9 protein-coding genes are annotated in these 12,885 nt (G+C 70.1%); 6 read left to right on the forward strand and 3 right to left on the reverse strand.

Annotated features, from left to right (window positions below; genetic code table 11):
• Positions 1–25 precede the first annotated feature (25 nt).
• The 3 genes from OG736_RS40580 to OG736_RS40590 all read left to right on the forward strand — a co-directional run bounded on the left by OG736_RS40580 (position 26) and on the right by OG736_RS40590 (position 3,380).
• Positions 26–1,294, forward strand: a complete 1,269-nt coding sequence (locus tag OG736_RS40580; RefSeq protein ID WP_327186898.1) for an ROK family transcriptional regulator — start codon at positions 26–28, stop codon at positions 1,292–1,294.
• Positions 1,295–1,345: 51 nt separating this feature from the next.
• Positions 1,346–2,104, forward strand: coding sequence for an IclR family transcriptional regulator (locus OG736_RS40585; RefSeq protein WP_327186899.1), 759 nt, complete (start codon positions 1,346–1,348; stop codon positions 2,102–2,104).
• A 118-nt stretch (positions 2,105–2,222) separates the two neighbouring features.
• A complete protein-coding gene (locus tag OG736_RS40590; protein WP_442817133.1) occupies positions 2,223–3,380 on the forward strand; it encodes a PP2C family protein-serine/threonine phosphatase in 1,158 nt (385 codons plus the stop codon).
• An 88-nt stretch (positions 3,381–3,468) separates the two neighbouring features.
• Here OG736_RS40590 and OG736_RS40595 read toward each other — a convergent pair whose 3' ends face one another.
• The 3 genes from OG736_RS40595 to OG736_RS40605 form a co-directional block, all read right to left on the reverse strand.
• On the reverse strand, positions 3,469–4,962 hold the full coding sequence (locus OG736_RS40595; RefSeq protein ID WP_327186901.1) for a family 43 glycosylhydrolase: 1,494 nt from the start codon (positions 4,960–4,962) through the stop codon (positions 3,469–3,471).
• Positions 4,959–8,210, reverse strand: coding sequence for a discoidin domain-containing protein (locus OG736_RS40600; RefSeq protein WP_327186902.1), 3,252 nt, complete (start codon positions 8,208–8,210; stop codon positions 4,959–4,961). The genes OG736_RS40595 and OG736_RS40600 overlap by 4 nt, the downstream gene beginning before the upstream one ends.
• 186 nt (positions 8,211–8,396) lie before the next feature.
• Positions 8,397–9,425: a LacI family DNA-binding transcriptional regulator gene (locus OG736_RS40605; protein WP_327186903.1), complete on the reverse strand. Its 1,029-nt coding sequence runs from the start codon at positions 9,423–9,425 to the stop codon at positions 8,397–8,399.
• Between the two features lie 217 nt (positions 9,426–9,642).
• Between OG736_RS40605 and OG736_RS40610 the strand changes: the two genes are divergently transcribed.
• The 3 genes from OG736_RS40610 (at position 9,643) to OG736_RS40620 (ending at position 12,834) form a co-directional block, all read left to right on the forward strand.
• Positions 9,643–10,959 (forward strand): ABC transporter substrate-binding protein, encoded by a 1,317-nt coding sequence (locus OG736_RS40610; protein ID WP_327186904.1) that lies wholly within the window; start codon positions 9,643–9,645, stop codon positions 10,957–10,959.
• 67 nt (positions 10,960–11,026) lie between these two features.
• On the forward strand, positions 11,027–11,989 hold the full coding sequence (locus OG736_RS40615; protein WP_327186905.1) for a carbohydrate ABC transporter permease: 963 nt from the start codon (positions 11,027–11,029) through the stop codon (positions 11,987–11,989).
• 23 nt (positions 11,990–12,012) lie between these two features.
• Positions 12,013–12,834, forward strand: coding sequence for a carbohydrate ABC transporter permease (locus tag OG736_RS40620; RefSeq protein WP_327186906.1), 822 nt, complete (start codon positions 12,013–12,015; stop codon positions 12,832–12,834).
• The last annotated feature ends 51 nt before the right edge of the window (positions 12,835–12,885 follow it).

Here is a 12,885-nt window from a genome sequence, read left to right on the forward strand (position 1 = left end):
AGGGGGAAACGAGAGAGGACCGTGCGTGCGGCAGGCAGGAACGAACCTTCCCAAGGTCGGGCGATACAACCGGGCTGTCGTCCTGGACCAGATCCAGCTCGCGGACGGCATCAGCCGGGTCGAGATCGCCCAGCACACGGGCCTCACCCCGCAGACGGTCTCGGGCATCGTGCGGCGTCTGCTCGACGAGGACATCGTGCGGGAGGACGGCGCGAGCAGGGTGTCCAGCGGCGGGAAGCCCCGCACCACCCTGCGCATCAACGCCGAGGCGGGCAGCGCGGTCGGCCTCCACTTCGATCCCGTGGAGCTCAGCTGCACCGTGGTCGACCTGCTCGGCCGGCCGCTGGTCGTCAAGAAGCGACCCACGGATCCCGGCACCGACCCGGCCCAGGTCGTCAAGGACATGGCGGAACTGGTCGCCGACGTGCTGGCCGAGACGGGCGTCGACCGCGGCAAGGTCCTCGGGCTGGGCCTCGCCACCCCCGGGCCGATCGACCTCGAGGCGGGCGCGATCGTCGGCGCGCCCCAGCTGGCCCGCTGGACGCGGGTCCCGGTGCAGCACATGCTGAGCGAGGCGACCGGCCTGCCGGTGACCCTCGACAACGACGCCACCGCCGCCGCGGTCGGCGAACGCTGGTCGGGCAAGGGCAAGGGCGTGGCCGACTTCGCCTACTTCTTCTTCGGCACCGGCGTCGGCGGCGGCCTCATCCTCAACCACCAGGTGTACCGGGGCGGTTCACTCAACGCGGGCGAGTTCGGGCACTCCTCGGTACTGCCCGAAGGACCGGAGTGCTACTGCGGCAACCGAGGCTGCCTCGAGCGGCTCGTGAACCCCACGGCGATCGTCGCCGAGGTGCATCGCAGGCTCGCCGCCGGAGCGCATCCGGACAGTGCGCTGGCGCGGGTGTTCGCCGAGCGTCCCGAGGCGGTCGACCACGCCGCCATCGGGGTGGCCGCGGCGGCCGGCGACCCGGTCGCGGCCGCGGTCATCGACGAGACCGCGGAGCACGTCGCCTCGGTCGCGGTCGACATCGCGAACTTCATCGACGTGGACCTGATCGTCCTCGGCGGCCACGGCATCCAGCACGTCGAGTCGCGGTACGTCGAGGTCGTCGCCGCCGCGCTGGCCAGCCGGCCGTTGTCCCGGCACGTCCGGGTCGTCGAGGTCGAGGCGTCCTGGCTCGGCACGGACGCGGCGGTGGTGGGCAGCGCGGCACTCGTCCTGCACGCCACGTACTCCCCACAGCTGTCGGCCCTGCTGGGCACGGCCGCGGGCCCCGGCGGGATGCCCTAGCCGGGGCCCGCGCGCCTTGCCCGAGCCGGGTGTCTGGCGCAGGCTGTTCCTATGGGTGCGCAGGACGGCCCCACGCTCATCACCTCCGTGCAGCGGGCCTTCCGCTTGCTGGAGGCGGCGAGCGCGCACGAGAACGGCGCGCCGGCGAAGCAGCTGGCGCGCGAGACGGGGCTGCCCCTGGCCACCGCCTACCACTTGCTGCGGACCCTCGTGAACGACGGCTACCTGCGGAAACTCCCGGACGGCGGGTTCATCCTGGGGGACCGGCTCCAGACGCTGCACACCGCGGGCCGCGCGCAGGCGCTGCTCAGCCGGGTCCGGCCCGCCCTCGCCGCACTGCGGGACGAGCTCGCCACAGCCGCCTACCTCACCTTCTACGAGGAGGGGGAGATCCGGGTCGCCGAGATCGTCGACGGCCCCCGGGCACCCCGGGTGGACCTGTGGGTCGGTTTCGAGGACGCGGGGCACGCCACCGCGCTCGGCAAGTCGGTACTGCGGGAACTGGACGAGGAGGCCCGCAAGGAGTACCTCTCCCGCCACCACCTCGCCGATCTCACGCCCAGGACCATCACCAGCGCCCCCGAGCTGCTCCGGCAACTGGACTCCTCGCCCGTGGCCCCGGCCGTCACGGACCTGGAGGAGTACGCCCTCGGCACGGTCTGTGTCGCGGTGCCCGTCTACAGCGGCGACACCCTCGGCTCGCTCGGCGTCTCGCTGCCGGTCGACCGGCTGTCCCGGCTCGAACAGGTGCGGGCCCGGCTGCTCCCGACCGCGAGCCGCGTGACCAGGGGTCTTTCGCTCACCAGGTGATCGTTCACTATCTGAAAATCTGATCCTTGTGAGCAGTCGGGTCGAACCCGTTTCCTAGACGAAACGGACATTTCCGAAGTGCCCCGGCGCACGGACAGATGAGGATTGCGGACGAAGCATGGGTCATGCGCGCAACCATGGCGGCGATCACTGCCCGACACGGCTGTTGAAATCGTTCAGACACCGGGTGGCAGGGCCTCTGCTGCCGGTTCTGATCCTCCTGGTCATCATGCTGGTCGGCCTCTTCGGTGACCCCGGGATGATCTGGCTGCCCCTGCTGTCGGCGGGGCCGGCGCTGGCCGCCACGACCAACGGCCCGCGCGGTGTCCTCTGCGTGGGCCTTCTCGCCGCGGTGGTCGGCGCGACGCTCGGCGCCCGGGTCGGCGCTCCCGGCCGCGAGGTGGCCGCCGTACTGGCCGCCCTGGTGGCCGTCACCCTGGCGAGTGGTCTGGCCAGCGCGCTGCGCGGGCGCCGTGAGCGGGTGCTCGCGGACGTCCGGTCGGTCGCGGAGGCCGCCCAGCACGCGCTGCTCAGGCCGGTGCCGGCGACCGTCGGTCCGTTCGAGGTCGCCGTCCGTTACAGCGCCGCGGCCGCGGAGGCCCGGATCGGCGGCGATCTCTACGCGCTGGTGCCCACCCCGTACGGCGTACGGCTGATCGTCGGTGATGTGCGGGGCAAGGGACTGCCCGCCGTGGGGACCGCCGCACTCGTCCTCGGCGTCTTCCGGGAGGCCGCCTACGACGAACCCGATCTCCTGGCCGTCGTCGACAGGATCGAGCGGAGTCTCGCGCGCAACCTGGGTACCGACGACTTCGTCACCGCCGTGGTCGCCGGATACCCGCGATCCGGTGAGCTGGAGATGGTGAACTGCGGGCACGCGCCACCGCTGCTGGTCGGCGCCTCCCGGAGCGTCGTGGCGGTGGAGCCCACGCAGCCCGCCCCGCCCCTCGGGCTGCGCGCCCTCACCGACCAGACCCCGAGCCTTCAGGTGCTTCCCTTCGCCGACGGCGACCAACTGCTGCTCTACACGGACGGGGTCATCGAGGCCCGGGACCGCGACCGGGAGTTCTACCCGCTCGTCGAGGGCCTCGAGCACCACCTCTGCGACGATCCGGCGCGCACGGTCGGAGCGATCCACGACGAACTGCTGTCGCACGTCGGCGGACGACTGCATGACGACGCGGCCCTGCTCCTGATCCGCAAGCCCGCCGTCGCCGCCACCTCGATTCCCCAACCGGCCCTGCCTGGACAGTTGTTGGGGGACCAGGCGGTGTGAACGCCGTGACGCTTCCCGCCACCGCGCCGAGGGTGACGACACGCGTCCGCGGGGCATCGACGCGATGCCCCGCGGAGGACCGGTCCGGCTACTCGCCCGACGGGGCGGTGAGTGTGACGCCGAGGGCCACGGGGGTGCCGAAGTTCGGCGTGCCGTCGGTGTTCCAGGTGAACTTCTGCGCCCTGGTCGTCCGGTTCATGTCGCAGCCGCCGCCCGTGGAGTTGTTGGCGTGGTAGACGATCCAGTCCTCGGTCCCGTCGGGCGACTTGAAGAAGCCGTTGTGGCCGGGACCGTAGACGCTGCCTGCGTCGGACCGCTGGAAGACCGGGTTCGGCGACTTGACCCACGACGAGGAGCTGAGCGGGTCACCGCCGTTGTAGGTGAGCATCCCGAGCTTGTAGTCGGGCGTGGAGCAGTGGCTGGCGGAGTAGACGATGTACGTCCTGCCGTCCCGCTGGAGCACCTCGGCGCCCTCGTTGACCGCGCCGCCAACCGTCTCCCAGCTGTAGGTCGGCGTGGACAGCACACGGCGGGTGCCGCTCGCGGTCCACGGGTTCGACAGCGGCCGGATGAACATCGGCTGCGAGCCGTTGTAGAAGGTGCCCAACAGGTAGAGCTGACCGTTGAGTTGCAGGATCCCCGGGTCCAGTTCCCAGGTGTTGTCCTGGGTCGGGTCGAGCAGGTCGGCCTTGAAGCTGTACGGCCCCATCGGGTCGAGGCCCGCGCTCTCGAGCACATGGATGCGCTGGGTGCCGAGGTCGTAGGGCTCGCGGCCGGCCGTGTAGTAGAAGTACCACCGCTTGCCGTCGGGGCCGTCGAGCAGATGGAACTCCGGCGCCCACATCGTGCCCGCCCCATTGGGCCGGGTGAGGTTGAAGATCACCTGGTCGGTGGCGGTGGCGAGCCCGGCCAGGGTGCTCGCCCTGCGCATGGTGACCGTCGAGTTCCAGGTGGTCGTGGCGAGGTAGTAGGAGCCGTCGTAGTACGTGAGCCAGGGGTCGGGGCCGTGCTGGGACAGGGGGTTGGTGAACGTGTGCGGGCCGGTGCCGCCGCCGGTGAATCCGGGCAGCCGCCACACCCTGCCGTTCGCGGCGGCGCACGGCAGCTGCACCAGAACGGAGCCGGACGCCGAGGACCCGCCGCTGGGTGTGACGCACTTGCCCGAGCTCACGGAGACCAGGTTGAAGGTCTTGTCGGTGCCGCCGACCGACACCGCGACGAGCCGCCACCGCTGGTTCGTCCCACCGTGGCAGGGCCACTGGATGATCGCCGCGTTGTCCGCCGTGGACGCCCCGTGGACGTCGACGCACTGGCCGGACCCGGTGGTGATCGTGTACGTGTCGTTCGTCCCGGAGACCAGGGTGTGGGCGAAGTTCTGGTTCGCGCCGGAGCCGCAGGCGAAGGCACGCAGTTGTGTCCCGTTGGCCGTCGAACCGCCCGGTAGATCGAGGCAGTTGCCGCCGTTCTGGTTCACCCCCGTCGAGGTGAACGCGACGGCGGCGGAGGCGGGCGGCGCCACGAGGAAGGCGACCGCCGGGGTCAGCAGGGCGATGAGCGCGGCCAGGCATCTGGAACGGGTCACGGTCCGTACACCTTTGCTTCGAGGAGACCGACGGAGTTGGTGCCGTTGCCGGTGAGCAGCACCCGCAGCCGGGTGGTGCTCGTGGCGGTGAAGGCGACGGTGTTGTACTGGTTCCTGACCAGTGGGTAGCCGCCGGCGCCGGGCATGTCGACGTAGGCGCTGCCGTTCCAGTACTGGAGCTTCCACGCGGCCGGCAGGTCGATGCCCTGGTCGTCGTCGAAGAAGTACACCTCGGCCCTGTTCAGGGTCCTGGCCGACGGCCAGGTCAGTTCCGCCCACTGCTGACCGGTCTCCGGCCAGGTCCCCCAGCGCGGGTTCACGGTGTCGTTGGACGACGGCGGGTCGATGCCGTCGTTGACGGCGGTGACAGCTTCCCAGGGGGAGGTGTACGACGCGGACGGCGTCGCGGACGTCGCCAGGTTGGCCGGTGGCTGCACGCCGCCCCGGTTGTACACCTTGACCTCGGTGAGCCCCGTCTTGGCGCCGGAGGCGTTGGTGGCCAGGACCCGTACGCGTTGGGCGGTGATCGCCGGGAACCGTACGAGGTTGTAGTTGGCGCGTGGCACCGCCGGGCTCCTGGTCTGGCCGGGCGCGTTCACCCATGAACTGCCGTCGTGGTATTGGACGGTGTACGCGGACGGCGCCCGGTAGGTCGTATTGGCCGGGCGGCTGTCCTTGAAGTACAGGCGCAACTCGTCGAGCGTGCGGGCGGTGCCGAAGTTCAGCTCGTACCAGTCCTGGCTGTTGGCGGACCCGCCGGCGCCCCAGAAGGGCTCGTTGGTGGGGTATCCGTCGATCGCGCCGGCGGTGCTGCTGCCGGATCCGGTGGCGGAGGCGGACACGGTCGCCCCCGCGGCGAGGTTGGTGAGGTCGGCGGTCAGGTCGACGCCCGCCTTGGCGAGCATGTCGACCATCCGGGGGCTGTTCTGGACGACCTGGTTCGGGGCCTGGAGCCCGGCCACGGCCGTGTGGTGGGTGACCGTGCCGCTCGTGGTCACGTTTCCGGTGGCCGGGTCCCAGGTGAAGGGCACCAGCGAGCCGACCGTCGCGGCCCGGCTGCCGTTGATGAAGATCGAGTAGCCCTCCGGGACGCCGGGGTAGCGCACCACGCCGTCGGCCGGGTCGTCCCAGACGACGGTCAGGTCGGCGCCCCGGTAACGGAGGTTGTTGACGGTGAAGTGGCTCCAGCCGATGTCGATGGGGGACAGCTCGACCTTCGCGTCGTTGCGCGGCCGCAGCCCGGCGACGTCCTCGATCACCGTCCAGTTGCTGCTGCCCAGGATGTTGTGGTGGATCCAGGACCGGTAGTCGATCCCGGTGCCGTTCCAGTCGGCCCAGAACTCGTTCGCGTCCGGCCACTGGGTGTTGCCGCCGATGTACTGCGCCCAGGTGTTCCAGTACAGCAGCTTCTTGTAGTCGGTCGCGTTCATCCAGGAGTTGGGGTAGTTGCGCAGCACGGACGAGTAGAGCCGGAACTGCACGGTCGAGTTGATGGTGGAGAAGTTGTTGGAGCCGGGGTTCCCGGCGTCGGCCGCCGCCTTCTTGTCCACCTGGTTGGCCGTGTAGAAGGGGAAGACGGGGTACTGGGCCGGGTCGTCGTACAGGCGCAGGGCCTGCTTGTACGTCGCGGTGTCGGGGACCGCTCCGACCGCGAACGGGTAGTAGTTGTTGATCTCCTTCCAGGGCACCCACTCGTTCGTCGACTTGAGCCGGTGCTCGAACAGCTGCCGGTTCGGGTTCCACAGGACGTTGACGATGGCGTCCTTGATCTGCGTCGCGAGGGTGCGCATCTCGGTGGCCTTGGCCGTGTTGCCGACCGCCTCGTAGGCCTGGGCGGCGGCGAGCGCGCCGCTGTACTGGTAGGCGGACTCGGCGCGGTCCATGTTCCCGGGCTTCCAGTGGAAGGAGACGGCGTCGGCGTCGTTGCCCGTCAGAGCACCCCAGTCGTACTCGATGAGCTTGTTGTTGTCGTGGTCGTAGTAGGAGAGCTGTCCCTTGACGTCTCCCTCCGCGTAGCGCGCGAGGTTGCCGGCGATCGCCGGTTGCCCGCCGTGGATCTGGTAGCTCTTCCAGGCCGCCTCGGCGATGTACTGGGTGTAGCTGTTGGACCAGTTCTCCGGGTCGCCGGGGTTGTCCAGGAAGCGGCCGCCCTTGGAGGTCTGGCCGGCGCTGAGCCAGTCCCCGTAGGCGTAGGCCGGGTTGCGCAGGTACTTGAGGTCGTCGATGTGCATGGGCTGGGTGAGCGCGATCGCGTTGTTGTAGCCCAGGACGCCTTCGGTCGAGGTCGGGAACTGGAAGGTCTGCCCGGGGATGTCGGCGTCGAGGTTGTTGAAGCGCATCAGCCACCAGCGGTAGTAGACGTTCTTCTTGATCGCGGGCTCGGGCACGTCGATGTAGGGCACGTTCTGCGCCCACCACAGGTTGTACGCCTTGACGTGGGTGGCGAAGGCGGTGGTGTCGGAGTAGCCCGCGTAGGCGTTGTACTCGGTGAGCGACTCGGGGATCTCGTCGGTGACGAAGCCCATGACCACCTTGGCGGTCACCGTGGCTCCGGCGCCGACGGTCACGGACCGGTTCAGGCCGCCGCTGGACACGCTGAAACCGTCGCCGGTGAGTCGCGGCCGGACGGTGGTGAGGTTGTTGTAGGCGTTCACCTGCCCGGTGAGCTCGCTGCCGGTCCCCGCGGTGGCGATCGGCGAAGTCGCCCGTAGCTGCAGGGTGGTGGAGCCGGTGCCGTTGTTCCTGATCGAAAGGTTGGTCACGGCGACGTTGTTCTCGGTGATGAACTTGGTCTGGGTGACGGTGATCGAGCCGCTGGTGTGCACGCTCTTCCAGTGGCTCGGCACCTGCCGGCGCTGGGCGACCTGTTCGGTGAAGGCGCCCGGGCTGATCGCGACGGTGTAGGCGTTGTTGTCGTTGATGCTCTCCCAGTAGGCGACATGACCGCCGAAGCCCATGACCGCGGGGTTGTGGGTCTTCATGAAGACCGCCCGGCCACGGCTCATCAGCCAGGGCCCGGCCGGGTCGTCGCCGGTGCGGGCCAGCAGACGGTCCATCCAGAAATCGGTTCCCGAACTTTCCGCGTCGTAGATGCTCCGCATCATGTCGCCCGGTGTGTAGGCGACGGGCGGAGCCGGGATCGCGGGTCCGCTGAACGAAGGGAACCCGATCGTCTGCGCGGCGGCGGCCGGGGTCACGGAACAGACGGAACAGAGGATGAGCACGAGTGCGACGAGGAGGCGCTTCATGAGGTGCTCCCTGTCAGGGTGACGGCGAGCGGGCAATGGCATGTGCCTGACATATTGAACAGAAACTGACCTAAAAGGTTTTCGCAACGTACGAGCGACCTGATGAGGTGTCAAGAGAGGGCGGTGCGGACCGGATCGGACCGGGAACGCAGGCCGGGAGGGTCAGGAGTTCGGGCAACGGGACGTTCAGGACAGCGGCGCCGTCGACCCCCTGATCACCACACGGCAGCGCACGGTCTCCACGCCCGAGCGCCGCACCCCGCCGATCGCGCCGAACAGGGCGTGCGCCGCCGCGCGGCCGACCTGCTCCAGATTCATGTCGACGCTGGTCAGCGGCGGCCGCGAGGCGGCGGTCAGGACCTGCCAGTTGTCGAAGCCCATGACCGCCACGTCCTCCGGCACCCGGTGGCCCCGCTCGCGCAGGACGTCCATGACGCCACGGGCGATCTGGTCGCTGCCGCACAGCACGGCGTCGAGATCCGGATGCCGGTCGAGCAGCAGCGCGGTGGCCGCCCGCCCCCAGCCCTCTGACCACGCCCCGAACCGCGGTTCGCCGACCGGGGCGAGACCGGCGTCGGCCAGCGCGGCCAGGGCGCCCTCGGCCCGCTCCCGCGCCGCGAGGTACCCGGGGTCGCCGGTGATGTGCGCGATCCGGGTGCGGCCGCAGGCCAGCAGGTGCTCGACCGCTGTCCGGCCGGCGTCGACGCTGTCGGGCACGATGGACAGATCGGCCGGATCGTCCGACGGCGCGTAGGCGTAGACGACGGGCACGGGCAGCTCACGCCCCAGGGAGGGCCGGGGATCGGTCCGGCTGCCCACCACGATGAGACCGTCGACGCGACGCCCCAGCAGCGCGCGGACATGGTGCTGCTCGCGGATCGCGTCGCCGCGGGCGTCGCACAGGAACACCGCGACCTCGCCGGCTCCGAAGGCGTCCTCGGCACCCATGAGGATCGGGATGCTGAACCGGCCCTCCAGGTCGCTGGTCAGCAGTCCGACCGTGCCCGACCGTCCGACGAGCAGGCCGCGGGCCAGCTGGTTCGGACGGAAGGCCAGTCGTTCGGCCGCTTCGATCACCCGCTGCCGTGTCTCCGCGCGCACCTGGGTGCGGCCGTTGAGCGCCTTGGACGCGGTGGCGATGGACACTCCGGCCAGCCGGGCGACATCGCTGAGCGTGGCGGGCTGCGAACGAGAGGGGCCGACGGCCGGTGTCATGGAGGTTCTCCTGTCTCGCGGCGCGTGCGTAAACCGTACGCGAGATGTTTCGGCCGGGGTGCGCGCAGGAGGCTTTCACAGCTTTCGGCGTCACCCGGCGCGACGGCGCGTACAACCGTTGCCTGCAAGGGGATTGACGGGTCGTGAGCCGGGTTCTAGCTTTCAGAAAGCCTTTTCGGCTTCTTTCCGTCGCAGAACCCGTCCAAGGGGGATCGTCATGGGGAGCACGACCGGACCACGTGGACCCGTCCGCCGGCTCACCACCGGCGTCGTCGCGCTCCTCGCCGCAGCGAGCCTGGTCACGGCCTGCGGGTCGGGGGACGGCGACTCGGACGGCGGGGGAGGGGGCGCGGCAGCGGACGCCAAGGGCGTCGACGACGGCACCACACTGACGATGTGGACACGCGCGGCCACCCGCCCGCAGAGCGAGGCGCTGGTCGAGGCGTACAACGCGTCCCACAAGAACAAGATCAAGCTCACCGTCGTCCCCACCGACGACTACCAGGCCAAGGTCGGCGCGGCGGCCGGCTCCCGGGACCTCCCCGACCTCTTCGCCTCCGACGTGGTGTTCGTGCCGAACTACACCACCAGCGGCCTCTTCGCCGACCTCACCGAGCGCGTCGACGCCCTGCCCTTCGCCGCCGACCTGGCCCGGTCGCACATCAAGGCGGGCACCTACGAGGGCAAGAAGTACGTCGTCCCGCACACCCTCGACCTGTCGGTGCTCTTCTACAACAAGGATCTCTACCGGAAGGCGAAGCTCGACCCCGCCGAACCGCCCACCACGCTGAGCGAGTGGGACCGGCAGGCGCGGGCCGTGGACGCGCTGGGCGGCGGCGTCGACGGCACCTTCTTCGGCGGCAACTGCGGTGGCTGCGGCGTCTTCACCTGGTGGCCGTCCATCTGGGCCGGGGGAGAGGAGGTCCTGAACAAGGAAGGAACCGAGGCGAACCTCGACTCCGCCACCGCGAAGAAGGTCTACGACACCTACCGGGGCTGGGTGAAGGACGACATCGTGGCCCCCGGCGCACGCGACGAGACCGGCACCACCTGGACCGGCGTCTTCCCGAAGGGAAAGGTCGGCGTCATGCCCATGCCGTCGACCACGCTGGGCCTGATGCCCAAGAACCTGGACCTCGGTGTCGCACCCATTCCGGGACCCGACGGCGGCACCTCCACCTTCGTCGGCGGTGACGCCATCGGCATCTCCGCCACCAGCAGGTCCGCCGACCAGGCCTGGAACTTCCTCGCCTGGTCGCTGGGCGACGAGGCCCAGGTCGACGTGGTCGCCGCACACAAGGACGTCGTGGCCCGCACCGACCTCGCCTCCAACAAGTACTCCGCCGCGGACCCGCGCCTCGTCACCATCAACCGGCTCGTGGCGAACGGCCGCACCCCGTACGCCCTGAAGTTCGGCCAGACCTTCAACGACCCCAACGGGCCCTGGCTGTCCCTGATGCGCGACGCCGTCTTCGGCGACGGAACGTCCGTCGACAAGGACAACACGGCGGTCACCGCCTCACTGGCCGACTGAACGGCACGGCACCGGACGCACCGGACCCCGGCACGTCCCCTCCCACGTCACCCGGCAGAGGAGAGCCATGCAGGTCAAGGCCTACGACCGAGCGACCACCGCGGACCGGCCCGTGGTGCGTCGCCCGGCCCGCCGACCCCGTGCCGCCGCGCCCCGCCGGCACTCCCGCACGATCCAGGGCCTCGGCTACGCGGCCCCCACGGCCGTGTTCGTCACCGTCTTCTTCCTGCTGCCCCTCCTCCTCGTCGGCCAGATGTCGCTCAGCGACTGGCCGCTGCTCGCCGGAGACCGGGGCGGCAACGTCCCGGAGAACTACACCGACGTCACCGACAGCCCCCTCTTCTGGCCGGCCGTGCGCTTCACCCTCCTCTACACGGGGATCGTCACGGTCGTCCTGCTCGGCCTGGCGCTGCTCCTCGCCCTGCTGGTGCAGGAGTCCCGCCCCGGCGCCGGCTTCTTCCGTACGGTGTACTTCCTGCCCGGCGCCCTCGGACTCGCCTCGGCCTCGCTGCTCTTCTGGGGCCTCTACAGCCCCACCACCGGGCCGCTCAGCCGCGTCCTGGAGCGGCTCGGCCTCGTCGACGACCCGGTCTCCTTCCTCGGCACGCCGACCTCGGCCCTCCTGTCGACGGTGTTCCTCGTCGTGTGGAAGTTCGCCGGCTTCTACATGCTGATCCTGCTCGTCGGTCTCCAGCGCATCCCCCACGAGGTGTACGAGGCGGCCCGCACGGACGGCGCGAGCCGCGGCCAGATCTTCCGTTCCATCACGCTGCCGCTGCTGCGTCCGTCGCTCGCCCTCTCCCTGCTGCTGTGCGTCACCGGATCACTGCTCGCCTTCGACCAGTTCTTCGTCCTCACCAAGGGCGGACCCGACAACAGCACCGTCACCGTCGTGCAGTTGATCTACCGCGAGGCGTTCCAGCGGCTGAACCTCGGCACCGCCGCGGCCCTGTCGATCGTCGTGCTGGCCGCGCTGCTCCTGCTCAACGCCCTGCAGTTCCGCGGTCTTCGCCGCGCCGACGAGTCATGACCCGCTCGAGACAGGAGACTTCGGTGCTCACCAGAGCCCTCGGCCGGACGCCCTACTACGTCGTCGCCGGAGGACTGGCCGTCATCTTCCTCTTCCCGCTGCTGTGGAACGCCTGGGCCTCGGTCGACGGACAGCCCGGCACCGCGCAGGAGACCGGCTACGGCCTCGGCAACTACCGCACGCTGCTCGACTACGACGCCGGCCTGTGGCGGTACCTCGGCAACAGCGCCGTCGTCTCCGCGCTCACCGTCGCGCTGACCCTCGGCGTCTCCCTGCTCGGCGGCTACGCCTTCGCCCGCTTCGACTTCCCGGGCAAGAACCTGCTGTTCCTGCTGACCCTGGCCATCCTCATGGTCCCGTACGCCACGCTCCTCATCCCGCTCTACGTGCTGCTCGGCAGGCTCCACCTCCAGAACTCGCTGCTCGGGCTGAGCCTGGTGCTGGTCATGTTCCAACTGCCGTTCGCCACCTTCATGATGCGGATCTCCTTCGAGGCGGTGCCGCGCGAACTGGAGGAGTCGGCCCTGGTCGACGGCTGCGGAACCGCGGGCGCGCTGCGCCGGGTGCTCCTTCCCGCGGTGCGACCGGGGCTGATCACGGTGGGGCTGTTCGCCTTCCTCGCGGCCTGGAACGACTTCATCGCACCGCTGATCCTCATCTCGGACAGCGAGAAGGCGCCGCTGCCGCTGGCCGTCGCGAACCTGCGCCAGCAGAGCATGGGCGCCGTCGACTACGGGGCCACCGAAGCCGGGGTGGTGGTCCTCGCCGTGCCCTGCCTGCTCCTCTTCCTGCTGCTGCAACGGCACTACGTACGGGGCTTCATGTCGGGCGCGCTCAAGGGCTGAAGCCCTGGCACCCGCACGGCCGGCCCGACAGACGACCCGCACGGACATCCG

This window comes from Streptomyces sp. NBC_01334 (assembly GCF_035983595.1).
GTDB lineage: Bacteria > Actinomycetota > Actinomycetes > Streptomycetales > Streptomycetaceae > Streptomyces > Streptomyces coriariae.